At 64.4% G+C, this 14,094-nt stretch carries 10 protein-coding genes and 1 pseudogene; 5 read left to right on the top strand and 6 right to left on the bottom strand.

The genetic code is table 11. The annotated features are described in order from the left end of the window. Window positions 1–86 precede the first annotated feature (86 nt). From J5X93_RS11400 to J5X93_RS11380, 5 genes are all read right to left on the bottom strand, one after another. Window positions 87–1,622: a DHA2 family efflux MFS transporter permease subunit gene (locus J5X93_RS11400; protein WP_043211265.1), complete on the bottom strand. Its 1,536-nt coding sequence runs from the start codon at window positions 1,620–1,622 to the stop codon at window positions 87–89. Then, window positions 1,619–2,812, bottom strand: coding sequence for an HlyD family secretion protein (locus J5X93_RS11395; RefSeq protein WP_070574659.1), 1,194 nt, complete (start codon window positions 2,810–2,812; stop codon window positions 1,619–1,621). Before J5X93_RS11395 ends, J5X93_RS11400 begins: the two co-directional genes overlap by 4 nt. A 28-nt stretch (window positions 2,813–2,840) precedes the next feature. Continuing rightward, window positions 2,841–3,314, bottom strand: a complete 474-nt coding sequence (locus J5X93_RS11390) for a MarR family winged helix-turn-helix transcriptional regulator (RefSeq protein WP_043211269.1) — start codon at window positions 3,312–3,314, stop codon at window positions 2,841–2,843. A gap of 98 nt (window positions 3,315–3,412) precedes the next feature. Then, window positions 3,413–4,045: a response regulator transcription factor gene (locus J5X93_RS11385; RefSeq protein WP_102082599.1), complete on the bottom strand. Its 633-nt coding sequence runs from the start codon at window positions 4,043–4,045 to the stop codon at window positions 3,413–3,415. A 12-nt stretch (window positions 4,046–4,057) separates the two neighbouring features. Further along, a complete protein-coding gene (locus tag J5X93_RS11380; protein WP_182940938.1) occupies window positions 4,058–5,455 on the bottom strand; it encodes a sensor histidine kinase in 1,398 nt (465 codons plus the stop codon). A 190-nt stretch (window positions 5,456–5,645) separates the two neighbouring features. On the opposite strand from J5X93_RS11380, the gene J5X93_RS11375 reads away from it, so the two are divergent. The 3 genes from J5X93_RS11375 to J5X93_RS11365 all read left to right on the top strand — a co-directional run bounded on the left by J5X93_RS11375 (window position 5,646) and on the right by J5X93_RS11365 (window position 10,210). After that, window positions 5,646–7,268 (top strand): acyl-CoA synthetase, encoded by a 1,623-nt coding sequence (locus tag J5X93_RS11375; protein WP_043211273.1) that lies wholly within the window; start codon window positions 5,646–5,648, stop codon window positions 7,266–7,268. Window positions 7,269–7,288: 20 nt separating this feature from the next. Then, window positions 7,289–9,058: an acyl-CoA dehydrogenase C-terminal domain-containing protein gene (locus J5X93_RS11370; RefSeq protein WP_182940941.1), complete on the top strand. Its 1,770-nt coding sequence runs from the start codon at window positions 7,289–7,291 to the stop codon at window positions 9,056–9,058. A 150-nt stretch (window positions 9,059–9,208) separates the two neighbouring features. Continuing rightward, complete coding sequence (locus J5X93_RS11365) at window positions 9,209–10,210, top strand: FecR family protein (RefSeq protein ID WP_043211277.1); 1,002 nt, start codon at window positions 9,209–9,211, stop codon at window positions 10,208–10,210. 73 nt (window positions 10,211–10,283) lie between these two features. Here the strand turns inward: J5X93_RS11365 and J5X93_RS11360 are convergent, their stop codons facing one another. Continuing rightward, on the bottom strand, window positions 10,284–11,603 hold the full coding sequence (locus J5X93_RS11360; protein WP_070574645.1) for a Na+/H+ antiporter family protein: 1,320 nt from the start codon (window positions 11,601–11,603) through the stop codon (window positions 10,284–10,286). 265 nt (window positions 11,604–11,868) lie between these two features. Between J5X93_RS11360 and J5X93_RS28530 the strand changes: the two are divergent. After that, window positions 11,869–13,155, top strand: a pseudogene (locus tag J5X93_RS28530) (methyl-accepting chemotaxis protein); the annotation flags it as partial. A 102-nt stretch (window positions 13,156–13,257) separates the two neighbouring features. Further along, window positions 13,258–14,013 (top strand): methyl-accepting chemotaxis protein, encoded by a 756-nt coding sequence (locus J5X93_RS28525; protein ID WP_371906685.1) that lies wholly within the window; start codon window positions 13,258–13,260, stop codon window positions 14,011–14,013. Window positions 14,014–14,094: the final 81 nt, after the last annotated feature.

Raw genomic sequence — 14,094 nt, 5'->3', positions numbered from 1 at the left:
GCAGAGCCCCTTCGCGGGCGAGTCCACTGTCACAGGGAGCAACCCGGGCCAGGCGCGAGTGGCTCATCCGCGAAGAAGCCGTTGCATCAGTGTCCGGCCGACGCTGGTCCCGCCTTGGCGGTGAACGGCGGCCGTGCGAGCCATACCAGCAGGATCAGCCCTGCGAACACCCAGGTCATCAAGGTGAAGTAATCCACCGTCGACATCATGTAGGCCTGGCCGTTGAGGATCCGTTCCAGCTGCGCATAGCTCTGCGGGTTGGCCCCGCCCAACTGCTCCAGCATGTGCTGGGTGGAAGGATCGTACTGACTGATGTGCTCGCTCAGGTACGCGTGGTGCTGGTCGGCGCGGCGAATCCAGATCCAGGTGGTCAGCGAGGCGGCGAAGCTGCCTCCGAGGGTGCGCAGGAAGGTCGCCAGCCCCGAGCCATCGGCGATCTGGTGAGGCGGCAGGTCCGACAGCAGGATGCTCAAGGTCGGCATGAAGAACAGCGCCACGCCGATGCCCATGAACAGTTGCACCAGTGCCACGTGCTGGAAGTCCACCTCGCTGGTGAAGCCGGCGCGCATGTAGCAGCTGGCGCCAATCGCCAGGAACGCCAACCCCGCCAGCAAACGCAGATCGACCCGGTGCGCATACTTGCCAACGAATGGCGACAGGACCACAGGCAGCAGGCCGATCGGCGCTACTGCCAAGCCCGCCCAGGTGGCGGTGTAACCCATCTGGGTCTGCAACCATTGCGGCAGGATCAGGTTGATGCCGAAGAAGCCCGCATAGCCAAGCACCATCACCAAGGTGCCGACACGGAAATTGCGGTGCACGAACAAACGCAGGTTGACCACCGGATGGCGATCGGTGAGTTCCCAGATGATGAAGACCGCCAGAAATACCACCGAAATCAGGCTGCCGATGACGATGAACGAGGATTCGAACCAATCCAGGTCGTTGCCTTTGTCCAGCACCACCTGCAACGCGCCCACGCCGATGATCAGCGTCAGCAGGCCGATATAGTCCATCGGCTGACGGCTGGTGACCACGGGTCGCGCGCGCATCTGCTGGCGCACCACGGCCGCGGCGAACAGGCCGATGGGGACGTTGATGAAGAAGATCCAGGGCCAGCTGTAGCTGTCGGTGATCCAGCCACCGAGAATCGGCCCGGCAATCGGCGCCACCACCGTGACCATGGCCAGCAAGGCCAGCGCCATGCCCCTTTTAGCGGGCGGGTACACGGCGATCAGCAGGGTCTGGGTCATCGGGTACAGCGGCCCGGCGACCACACCCTGCAGCACGCGGAAGGCCACCAGTTCCGGCATCGACTGGGCGATGCCGCACAGGAACGAGGCCAGCACGAACAGCAATGTGGCCCACAGGAATAGCTTCACCTCGCCGAAGCGCCGGCTCAGCCAGCCCGTCAGCGGCAAGGCGATGGCATTGCTCACCGCGAACGAGGTGATCACCCAGGTGCCCTGCTCGTAGCTCACCCCCAGGTTGCCGGAGATGGTCGGCAGGGCCACGTTGGCGATGGTGGTGTCGAGCACCTGCATGAAAGTCGCCAGCGACAGGCCGATGGTCGTCAGCAGCAGGCTCGGCGGAGTGAACTGCGCGGGCGCGTCCTTGCTCATCGCTGGGCCGTCTTGCCGGTGGCGCTGTTCTCGTGGATCAGCCGGGCGATCAGGTTGTCGGCTTCGACCAACTGGCGATCGTACACCTGGGTGGTGTAGCTGGCTTGCTGTGGCGGCTGCTGGGCCAGCGCCGGGCCGCTCTGGTCATGCAGATCGACCTCGACAACGGTGGACAGGCCAATACGCAGGGGGTGGTCCTTGAGCTGTTCGGGGTTCAGGTGAATACGCACCGGTACCCGTTGCACGATCTTGATCCAGTTGCCGGTGGCGTTCTGCGCCGGCAACAGCGCAAAGGCGCTGCCGGTACCGGCGCCCAGGCTGTCCACGGTACCGCTGTATTTCACGTCGCTGCCATAAAGATCGGCAGAAATTTCCACCGGCTGACCGATGCGCATGTCGCGCAGTTGGGTTTCCTTGAAGTTGGCATCGATCCAGACCTGGTCCAGCGGGATCACCGCCATGGTCGCGACACCCGGCTGCAGGCGCTGGCCCAGTTGCACGGTACGCTTGGCCACGTAGCCGGTGACCGGTGCTACCAATGTGGTGCGGGCATTGTCGAGGTAGGCCTGGCGCAGGTCGGCGGCGGCAGCCATTACCTCGGGGTGCGAGGAGACTACGGTGTCGTCGACCAGTGCAGTGCTGGTGTTCAGTTGCTGGCGGGCGCTGTTCAGGGCGCTCTGGGCGACGGTCAAGTCGTCGCGAGCGTGGGAGATTTCCTCAGCGGCGATTGCCCCACTGTCTGCCAGCACCTTGCGCCGGTTGTAATTGTCCTGGGCTTTCTGCAGCTCAGCCTGACGCGTCTGCAATTGCGCCTTGAGCGCATCGACATTGCTGTACAGGCCCCGGACCTGACGCACAGTGCGCGCCAGCTTGGCCTCGGCGGCCTGCAAGGCGACCTCGCTGTCGGCCGGGTCGAAGCGCAGCAGGACCTGGCCTTCATGCACCAAGTCGCCATCATCGGCACCGATGCTGGTGACGGTACCGGTCACCAGCGGCGTGATTTCCACCACGTTGCCATTGACGTAGGCGTCGTCGGTGCTTTCATGCCAGCGCCCGACCAGGGTGTACCAGCCCCAGGCGGCGGCACCGGCAAGGATCAGCACCAGCAGCAAGCCAAGCAACCAGGCCTTGCGCTTGCCTGTGTTGTCCGGCGCAGGTGCTGGGGTGGAGGTGTCAGCGGAAGTGGCCATGACAATACCTTGGATGAGTCGTGAGGGATCAACGATCGGCGAAACGGCTGATCGTCAGGGGGTCGCCGGCGCTGATCAGCACCTTGGCAAGCAAGCCTTCAAGGGCCTTGAGCTCTTCGGGCTCGAGCACACCGACCAGCTCGTTCATCGCCGCCGCGCCGATCTCCGGCAGCCGGTCGGCCAGGCGCTGACCCTCGGCAGTCAACGCCAGGCGCACCTGGCGACGGTCTTCTGGGCAGCGGTTACGCACGATCAGCTCCTTCTGCTCGAGGCGATCGAGCATGCGGGTCATCGAGCCGCTGTCCAGGCCCAGGTAGCGACACAGCTCGGCCGGCGTGTCCACTTGGTACTGGGTGACGATGATCAGCACCTTGAACTGGGCGGCAGTGACGCCGTCGGCTTCCAGGTGAGAGTCGAGGATGCGGTCCTTCAGGAGCGCGGCGCGGCCAAGCAGCAGGCCGATGGTGCAGGTCTGGAAGTTTTCCGGTGAGAAATGGGACATGACAGGCTGCTCAGGCAATTGTTTAAAAATATTACTGCCTAGGCAGTGAATGTCAAAGCCTTAAATAGCTTGCTATATAAATTTTCGTACAGAAGCCCTCAGGACTCCTGTAATCCCAGCGCCGCGACCTGCCCACAAGCGATGGCCATGCCCACCAGCTCAGGAAGGCTCGCAGCCTGCAGGCGCTTCATCACCCGCCCTCGATACAGGTCGACGGTCTTGACGCTGACGCCCAATTGCTCGGCGATTTCCCGGTTGCTCAGCCCTTGGGCCAAGGGAATGAACACGTCGCGCTCACGGGGCGTGAGCCCGTCGATCCGCGCCTGCACGGCGGCCAGGGCTTCGCTGCCCTGCTGTCGGCGACGGACCTGGTCCAGGGCGGCTTGCACGCTGTCGAGCAGCAATTGGTCGTTGTAGGGTTTTTCGATGAAGTCGCAGGCACCGGCCTTGAAGGCCCGTACCACGATGGGCACATCGGCGTGGCCGCTGACGAAGATCACCGGGATGTCGAGCCCGCGCTCACGTAGCGCCGCCTGTACCGCCAGCCCGCCCAGGCCTGGCATGCGCACATCCAAAAGCACGCAGGCCGGCTCGCGGTCATCGCAGACATCGAGAAACGCCTGCCCCCCTGTGAACGGCAGCGCGCGCAGGCCTACCGACTCCAGCAACCAGACCGTCGAGTCGAGCATGCCCTGGTCGTCATCGACCACATACACCTTCGCTTGCACCACTGGCCCCTCTCCTTATCCGTTGTTCGCCGGCAGACGACAGCACAGCACCAAGCCACCCGCCTCGCCCGGCCGCGCCTGTAGGCTGCCACCAAAGCCCTCGACAATGCTCCGGCTCATGCTCAACCCCAATCCCAGGCCATCGGCCTTGGTCGTGGTGAACGGCGTGAAGATCTCATCCAGGCGTTCCACTGCCACGCCCGGGCCCTGATCGCAGACCTCCACCAGCAGCCCGTCGTCCACGGCCTTGGCGATGAGCAGGATACGCGAGGCCTGCGTCCCGTGCTGCTCGCGGTTGGCGTCGATAGCATTGCGCAGCAGATTGAGCAGCACCTGCTCGAGCAATACCCGGTCCGCGTACACCTTGGGCAACTGCGGGCCCAGGCGCTGTTCGATGCGCACCTGGGCCTGCCCGGCCTCCCAGGCGCACAGACGCAACGCCTCACCCACCACATCGGCGATATCCAGCGCCTGGAGATGACGCGGCCCCTTGCGCAGGAAGGCCCGTAGGCGACGGATCACCTGCGCGGCATGGTTGGCCTGGGCGTTGATACGTTGCAAGCCCTGAGCGATGCGTTCGCGGGCCTGGGGGTCATGGTCGAGGTTGTGCAGGTAACGCAGGCTGGCGTTGCTGTAATTGAGCACCGCTGCCAGCGGCTGGTTGATCTCATGGGCAATGCCCGAGGCGAGCTCGCCCAAGGTGGCGACGCGGGCGCTGTGGGCCAGGGTCTCCTGGGCTTCGATGCGCAACGTGATGTCGCGCGAGACGGCGACGATTTCCACCACCGTGCCGGTATAGGTCTCGCGGATCGCCCGACAGGCAATCTCGAACCAGCGGTAACGGCCATCGGCATGGCGCACCCGACAGGTCAGGGTGTGGTAGCCCTCCACTTCCAGCGCCGCGCCGGCCTGCAGCAGCACCTGACGCCGCTCGCTGGGGTGCAGCAAAGTGTGCACGGCGCTGCCGCGCAGTTGTTCAGGCCACAGGCCGAGCAAGCGGAACGCCGCCGGCGTGGCATCGAGAAAACGCCCGTCCGGGCTGTGCCGGGAAATCAAGTCGGTGGTGTTTTCAGTGATCAGTCGGTACAGACGCCGGGCACGGCTGGCTTCGCGCGCCTCGCGACGTTCATCGCTGGCGTCGCGGCAGCGGGCCACGACCTGCTGGCCGTTGTCATCGGGAATGAACGTCCAAAGCAGGATGCGCTCCCCAACCTCGGCCTCCACTTCGACGATGGCACGGCGTTGACGCAGACATGCCTTTACCAGCGCGGCGGTATTGGTGGGCAATGCCTGCGTGTCCTCGCCGAACAGCGTCTGGAATGCGGAGTTGAACGCCAACGGGCGTGCGTCGGAGGCCAGCAAGAGGCTCGGTTGCGGGTCCTTGACCAGCAAGGGCGATAGGGTCGTATTCACCGTAGAAGACTCTTCTTATAGTAGTTTTACTATATTGCTATAGTCGATCTTCCAGCTACCATAGCGGTTCGCGTAAAAATGCGACAGGGGCAGCAGCCATCGGCCTGCTCCCTTTCCCTGATCAGAGCTAACAATCAGCCACCGGGGGCCATGCGCACAGGCTGCGTCTGCCTCCTTACAGGACCACCGCATGTCGATCTATTCCCAGGGCCTGATGCCCACTGCTGTCAATCATGTCGCCCTCACCCCCTTGAGCTTCATCGAGCGAACCGCCGCGGTGTATGGCCGCTATCCGGCGGTGATCCACGGCGCCATCCGTCGTGACTGGGCCCAGACCTACGCCCGTTGCCGACGCCTGGCCAGTGCCTTGGCCGGGCGCGGTATCGGCCGGGGCGACACCGTCGCAGTGATGTTGCCGAACATTCCGGCAATGCTCGAAGCGCACTTTGCCGTGCCGATGATCGGCGCGGTGCTCAACACCCTCAACGTGCGTCTGGACGCCGAGGCCATCGCCTTCATGCTGCAGCACGGCGAAGCCAAGGTGCTGATCACCGACCGCGAGTTCCACAGCGTGATCGAAGGCGCCCTGGCCCTGCTCGAACACCCTCCCCTGGTGGTCGATGTGGACGATCCAGAATACGGTGAAGGCCGCGCCGTCAGCGATCTGGATTACGAGGCGCTGCTAGCCGAAGGCGATCCAGCGTTCGCCTGGGAATGGCCCGATGATGAATGGCAGGCGATTTCTCTGAACTACACCTCCGGCACCACCGGCAATCCCAAAGGCGTGGTGTATCACCATCGCGGCGCCTACCTCAACGCCCTGGGCAACCAGATGACCTGGTCCATGGGCCAGCATCCGGTGTACCTGTGGACACTGCCGATGTTCCACTGCAACGGCTGGTGCTACCCCTGGACCGTCACCGCCCTGGCCGGCACCCATGTGTTCCTGCGCCGGGTCGATCCACAGAAGATCCTCAACCTGATCCGCGAGCACCGGGTCAGTCACCTGTGTGGCGCGCCCATCGTGCTCAACGCCCTGGTGAACGTGCCCGATGCCGACAAAGCCGCCATCGGCCACCCGGTGCAGGCAATGGTCGCGGGCGCTGCGCCACCAGCCAAGGTGATCGGTGCGGTCGAGCAGATGGGCATCCGCGTCACCCACACTTATGGCCTGACCGAGGTCTACGGCCCGGTCACCGTCTGCGCCTGGCACGAGGAGTGGGATGAACAGCCGCTGGAGCAGCGGGCTCGGATCAAATCCCGCCAAGGTGTGCGTTATCCGACCCTGGATGGGCTGATGGTGGCCGATCCACAGACCCTGCAACCGGTGCCGCAGGACGGCACGACCCTGGGCGAGATCTTCATGCGCGGCAACACGGTGATGAAGGGCTATCTGAAGAACCCCGAGGCCACCGCCGAGGCCTTCCGTGGTGGCTGGTTCCATACCGGCGACCTGGCCGTCTGGCATGCCGACGGCTACGTCGAGATCAAGGATCGGCTCAAGGACATCATCATCTCCGGCGGCGAGAACATCTCCACCATCGAAGTCGAAGATACCCTCTACAAGCATCCGGCAGTGCTCGAAGCCGCCGTGGTGGCCCGCCCGGATGAAAAGTGGGGCGAAACACCCTGCGCGTTCGTCGCCCTCAAGGCAGGGCAAGCCAGCACCCGGGAGGCAGACATCATCCAGTGGTGCCGCGAGCACCTGGCCGGTTTCAAGGTGCCCAAGACCGTGGTGTTCGGCGAGCTGCCCAAGACCTCCACGGGCAAGATCCAGAAATACGTCCTGCGCGACCGGGCCAAGGCCCTCTGACTATCCACGCGAGCCCCGACATGACTGATTACAACGCGCCTCTGCGCGACATGCGTTTCGTCCTGCACGAAGTCTTCGACGCTCCGGCCCTGTGGGCACGCTTGCCCGCTCTGGCCGAGCGGGTCGACGCCGACACCGCCGATGCCATCCTCGAAGAGGCGGCAAAGATCACAGGCCAATTGATCGCCCCCCTCAGCCGTAACGGCGATGAGCAAGGCGTACGCTTCGACGACGGCCAGGTGATCACCCCTGACGGCTTCCGCCAGGCCTGGCAGACCTACCGCGAAGGCGGCTGGGTCGGTCTGGGTGGCAACCCTGAGCATGGCGGCATGGGCATGCCGAAAATGCTCGCCGTGCTGTTCGAAGAGATGCTCTACGCCGCCGATTGCAGCTTCAGCCTGTACTCGGCGCTGAGCGCCGGCAGTTGCCTGGCGATCGATGCCCATGCCAGTGACGACCTCAAGGCTATCTACCTGCCACCGCTTTACAGCGGCCAGTGGGCGGGCAGCATGTGCCTGACCGAGCCACACGCCGGAACTGATCTGGGGCTGATCCGCACCCGCGCCGAACCCCAGGCCGACGGCACCTACCAGGTCAGCGGCAGCAAGATCTTCATCACCGGTGGCGAACAGGACCTGACCGAGAACATCATCCATCTGGTACTGGCCAGGCTGCCGGATGCGCCGGCCGGTCCAAAGGGGATTTCGCTGTTGCTGGTGCCCAAGTTCCTGGTCAACCCGGACGGCTCGCTCGGTGCGCGCAACGCCGTGCAGTGCGGCTCGATCGAACACAAGATGGGCATCAAGGCTTCGGCGACTTGCGTGATGAACTTCGACGGCGCCACCGGCTACCTGGTCGGCGAGCCGAACAAAGGCCTGGCGGCGATGTTCACGATGATGAACTATGAGCGCCTGTCCATCGGTCTCCAAGGTATCGGTTGCGCCGAGGCCTCGTACCAAAGCGCTGCGCGCTATGCCAAGGACCGCCTGCAAAGTCGGGCCGCCACTGGCCCGCAGGCCAAGGACAAGATCGCCGACCCGATCATTCATCACGGCGACGTACGGCGCATGTTGCTGACCATGCGCGCCTTGACCGAAGGCGGACGGGCCTTCGCCACCTACGTAGGCCAGCAACTGGACCTGGCCCGCTATGCCGAGGACGCGGGCGAACGGGAGCAGGCCGTGCGTCTGGTGGCGCTGCTGACGCCGGTGGCCAAGGCGTTCTTTACCGACAACGGCCTGGAGAGCTGCGTGCTGGGCCAGCAGGTGTTCGGTGGCCATGGCTATATCCGCGAATGGGGCCAGGAACAGCGCGTGCGAGATGTGCGGATCGCACAGATTTACGAGGGCACCAATGGCATCCAGGCACTCGACCTGCTCGGGCGCAAGGTGCTGGCTGACGATGGCCAGGCGCTGGCCGGTTTCCTGGCAGAAGTGCGCACCTTCTGTGCCGACGCACCGGCGCACCGGGAGGCCTTGCAGGACGCCCTGGACCGCCTGGAGCACACCAGCCACTGGCTACGCGCCCAAGCATCCAATGATGCCAATCTGGTCAGTGCCACCGCCGTGGAATACCTGCACCTCTTTGGCCTTACCGCCTACGCCTACATGTGGGCACGCATGGCCGCCGTCTCCCTGCGCAACCTCGAACAAGACCCTACCTTCCATGGGGCCAAGCTGTCGTGCGCGCAGTTCTTCTTCCAACGCCTGCTGCCGCGCAGCCTGGCCCTGGAAGTCAGCATCAAGGCTGGCAGCGGGAGTCTGTACGGCATGACCCCTGAGCAGTTCTGATCCGACAAGGGGCGCTCCGCGCCCCTGCTTATCGGCGCGAGAAGTCGGCTGATGCCGACAAAAAACCCCACAACTGATAGTCATTCGCCATTATCTCGGTTCTCGCCACCCCCCTGTGGAGGGTAGAATGCCGCAAAACCGGGAGCCACGATGAACCAAGACCGCCTCAACCCAGACGATGCCCTCGCCGATGCCGCCGCGCACTGGTGCATGCGCGTGCATGCCGAAGATTGCACGCCAGCCGAGCGCGAGGCGTTCAAACGGTGGCTTGCGGCCGATCCGAGGCACCTGGAGGAATACGAGGCGATGCTGGAGATCTGGCAGACCGCCGAGTTGCTGCCTCGCACCACCACGGTGGTCGATTTCAACCCCAACGCCCGTCAACCGGCTCGTGCGCGCAACTGGCGCCCTTTGGCCTCGGCGGCGGCGATCGCCTTGCTGGCCCTGCCCCTGGCGGGTTGGGTCGGCTGGGAACAAGGCTGGCTGCCCAATCGTTACCAGCACGTTCAAAGCACCGACCAGATGCGCCAGGTCACGCTCAGCGACGGCAGCGTTGTCGAGCTCAACCTTCACAGCGAACTGCGCTACCTCAATTACAAGGATCAGCGCCAGGTCACCCTGGTCCAGGGCGAGGCGTTCTTCAAGGTTACGCACGACAGCACCCACCCGTTCATCGTTCGGGCGGGTACAGGCCAGACACGGGTGACCGGCACCCAGTTCAACGTCTGGAAGTATGAAGATCAGGTCAAGGTGACCTTGGTGGAAGGCTCTGTGCTGGTCAGCAGCAACGGCAACGATGGTGGCTACCGACTGGGCCCCGGCATGCAGGCCAGCTACCGCGCCGGCGACTTCGAACCGGCGCTCGCCCAGAGCGACGACTCAGGCAACAGCCTGGCCTGGCGCAGCGGCAAGTTGATTCTCGACAACCTGAGCCTCGCCCAGGCCCTACCGGTGATAAACCGCTACCTGGACACCCCCCTGCAACTGGCTGACGAGAGCACCGGCACCATTCGCGTCAGTGGCGTCTACAGCATCCATGAGGTCAAGCGATTGGTGGACAATCTGCCCAAGGTACTGCCGATCTACCTGACCCGCAGCAAGGACGGCAGCACCGTCCTCAATCGTATTTCCCCGCCGCCTGGACGCGGCTGACGCCGCAGCGTGCCAGCCTAGCCCTCTAGGTGCGGGCCGAACCTGCGATGGGCTGCAGGGCAGCCCGGGTTCTTCAAAGCACCATCGCCGCCAGCCAGCCAAAGGCCAGCAACGGCAGGTTGTAATGGATGAAGGTCGGCACCACGGTGTCCCAGATATGGTGATGCTGGCCATCCACGTTGAGGCCCGAGGTCGGGCCCAGGGTCGAGTCCGACGCGGGCGAACCGGCATCGCCCAGCGCACCGGCGGTACCGACGATGCACACCGTGGCGACCGGGTCGAAGCCCAGCTGCACGCACAGCGGCACGAAGATCGCGGCCAGGATCGGCACCGTGGAAAACGACGAGCCGATGCCCATGGTCACCAGCAGCCCTACCAACAGCATGAGCAGGGCACCGATGCCCTTGCTGTGGTCGATCCACTGCGCCGAGGTTTCCACCAGGCTCTTCACCTCACCGGTCGCCTTCATCACCTCGGCAAACCCCGAGGCGGCAATCATGATGAAGCCGATCATGGCCATCATCTTCATGCCTTCGGTGAACAGGTCGTCGGTGTCCTTCCAGCGCACGATGCCCGAGAGCGAGAAAATCAAAAAGCCCACCATCGCCCCGATGATCATCGAGTCCAGCCAGAGCTGGATGATGAATGCCGCGGCGATGGCCGCGCCTGCCACCAGCAAGGTCAAGGGGTTGTAGCTGACGCTGACCTGCTCGACCTGTTCGATGCGATCCAGGTCATAGTCACGCTTCTTGCGGTAGCTGAAGAACACGGCCAGCAGCAATCCGGCCAGCATGCCGGCGGCCGGGATGGCCATGGCATGGGTGACATTCACCCCACTGACGTCCACCCCTGCACGGCTGACGTTGGCCAGCAGGATCTCGTTGAGGAAGATGTTGCCAAAGCCGACCGGCAGGAACATGTACGGAGTGATCAGGCCAAACGTGATCACACAGGCGATCAACCGACGGTCGATGCGCAAGCGGGTCAGCACATAGAGCAGCGGCGGCACCAGCAGCGGTATGAAGGCGATATGGATGGGCAGTATGTTCTGCGACGAGATCGCCACCACCAGCATCAGGCCGATCAGCAGCCACTTGAGCCCACCCGCGTTGCCATGCCCCTGGCGGTCGACCATCGCCAGGGCGCGATCGGCCAGGGCGTGGGCCAGCCCGGACTTGGCGATGGCGACGGCGAAGGCCCCCAGCAGCGCGTAAGACAGCGCCACCGTGGCGCCACCGCCCAGGCCACTGTTGAAAGCCTTGAGCGTGCCTTCGGTGCCCAGGCCTCCGACCAGGCCACCGGCCAGGGCGCCAATGATCAGGGCGATGACCACATGCACGCGGGACAGGCTCAGGATCAGCATGATGCCGACCGCGGCAATGACAGCATTCATTGTGTGGGTTACCTCGTAACGACGGACAAAAAGCGGACGCGCCGGCGACAGGCTGCCTCAAGGCAGTGGCCGGGCCAGGGGATATTGTTATGAAGGGCGCACACTCTGAAGCACGCTCGGTCGCTTGTCAAAGCGCTCAACGTCGCGACCTGACGCAACAGGCTCAGGCAATACGAATTTTTATTGAACGCTTGAATAAAGAAAGCCTGGGAGGCGCCGACACAGGAGGCAGACCCCCGATTTATAACAAGGGATTCGCCCGAAAATGCCTCTGCGACAACTCTCCATCCAGTGGAAGATCACCCTGCTGGCCGGGCTCTGCCTGGCCACCATCGTCACGGTACTGATCGGCCTTTCGCTTTACCGCATGGACCATAGCTCCGACCTGGTCAAAGCCAGCAGCATGCAGATGCTCACCGAGTCGGCCCAGGCGCGCATCGAGTCGCAAGGCGAGGTCCAGGCCTTGAACATCCGCCGCCAGTTCATGGATGCCTACCAGTACGGCGCAGGGTTTGCCCGTCAGGTGCTGTTCCTGCGCGAGCAGGCCGAAAAGCGCTTCCTGGACGCCTACGACCTGCGCGAAGACATGACCCGCCAGGTGCGCGCTGCGCTTCAGGCCAACCCCGACTTGCTGGGCCTGTCGCTGGTGTTCGAGCCTGACGCGCTGGATGGCAAGGACAAACTGTTTACCGGTCAGGCCGAACTGGGCAGCAACGAGACCGGCCGCTTCGCCCTTTACTGGTCGCAACCGCGTGCCGGCCAGCTGACCTCCATGGCCCTGCCCGAGCAGGACATGGCCAACACCGAGATCGGCCCGAGCGGCGAGCCGAACAACACCTGGTGGGTCTGCCCGCGCAGCACCGGCAAGGTCTGCGTGAGCGAGCCGTACTTCTACACCATCGAAGGCCAGCAGGTGCTGATGACCAGCATCGTGTTCCCGCTGATCGTCGCCAACAAGGTGATCGCCACCTTGTCCATCGACATCAACCTCAACAGCCTGCAGGCCCTCAGCCAGGATGCCAGCCGCAACCTCTATGAAGGCCGCACCACGGTCGGCATTCTGAGCCCTGCAGGCCTGCTGGCCGGCTACAGTGCCGATGCCAGCAAACTGGCCCACCGCTTCGACCAGGTCGACACCGCCCAAGGCGCCAGCCTCGTGGGCAAGCTGCCCGAAGGCAAGCTGCAGATTTTGCGCAACGAGCAGCGTCTTAAGGTGCTGGCCGCGTTCGAACCGATCCCTGGCGGCAAGCCTTGGGGCGTGCTGCTCGATGTGCCGGAAAGCGCCCTGACAGGCCCGGCCGAGACGCTCAAGCAGGAACTCGACAGCCTCAACACCAGCGGCACCTTGCTGGAGCTGGGCCTGGGTCTGGCCGTGGCGATTGCCGGCCTGTTGCTGGTGTGGCTGATGGCCCGGGGAGTCACCCGGCCGATCCTGGGCGTGGCCGCCATGCTCAAGGACATCGCCAGTGGTGAAGGCGACCTCACCCGTCGCCTGACCTATGACAAACGCGATGAACTGGGCGAGCTGGCCGGCTGGTTCAACCGTTTCCTCGACAAGCTGCAACCGACCATTGCCGACGTCAAAGCGTCGGTCCAGGCTGCCCGTGGTACCGCCGACCAGTCCGCGGCCATCGCTGCCGAAACCAGCTCCGGCATGGAACAGCAGTACCGCCAGGTCGACCAGGTGGCCACTGCCTCCCACGAAATGAGCGCCACCGCCCAGGATGTCGCCCGCAGCGCGGCTCAGGCGGCCCAGGCCGCACGCGAGGCCGACCAGGCGACCCGCGAAGGTTTGGCGGTGATCGACCGCACCACCACCAGCATCGACGCCTTGGCCGCCGACATGAGCGGCGCCATGGCCCAAGTCCAAGGCCTTGCACAGAACAGCGAGAAGATCGGCTCGGTGCTGGAGGTGATCCGTTCGATCGCCGAACAGACCAACCTGCTGGCCCTCAACGCCGCCATCGAGGCGGCCCGTGCCGGCGAGGCCGGACGTGGCTTTGCTGTGGTCGCCGACGAAGTGCGCAACCTGGCACGCCGCACCCAGGAGTCGGTGGAAGAAACCCGCCAGGTGATCGAAGCCCTGCAGGCCGGGACCCAGGAGGTCGTCGGTGCCATGGACAACAGCCATCGCCAGGCCCAGGGCGGCGTCGAACAGGTCGGCCAGGCGGTCACGGCCCTGCAGCGCATCGGCCAGGCCGTGACGGTGATCACCGACATGAACCTGCAGATCGCCTCGGCCGCCGAGGAGCAAAGCGCGGTGGCCGAAGAGATCAACAACAATGTCGCGACCATTCGCGATGTCACCGAATCGCTGTCCGGCCAGGCCAACGAGTCGGCGCGGGTGAGCCAGTCGCTCAATGACCTGGCCAACCAGCAGCAGCGACTGATGGATCAGTTCCGCGTCTGAATCCTGCATCGCCGGGGCCGCTGCGCGGCCCTTGCAACCTCGTCGTCTACACTTGCCACAACCCAAGGACCGGCAACCGAC

Origin of the sequence: Pseudomonas sp. BYT-1 (assembly GCF_023611805.1) — a bacterium.
Classification (GTDB): Bacteria; Pseudomonadota; Gammaproteobacteria; order Pseudomonadales; family Pseudomonadaceae; genus Aquipseudomonas; species Aquipseudomonas guariconensis.
This window is presented reverse-complemented; position numbering and strand designations above follow the sequence as displayed.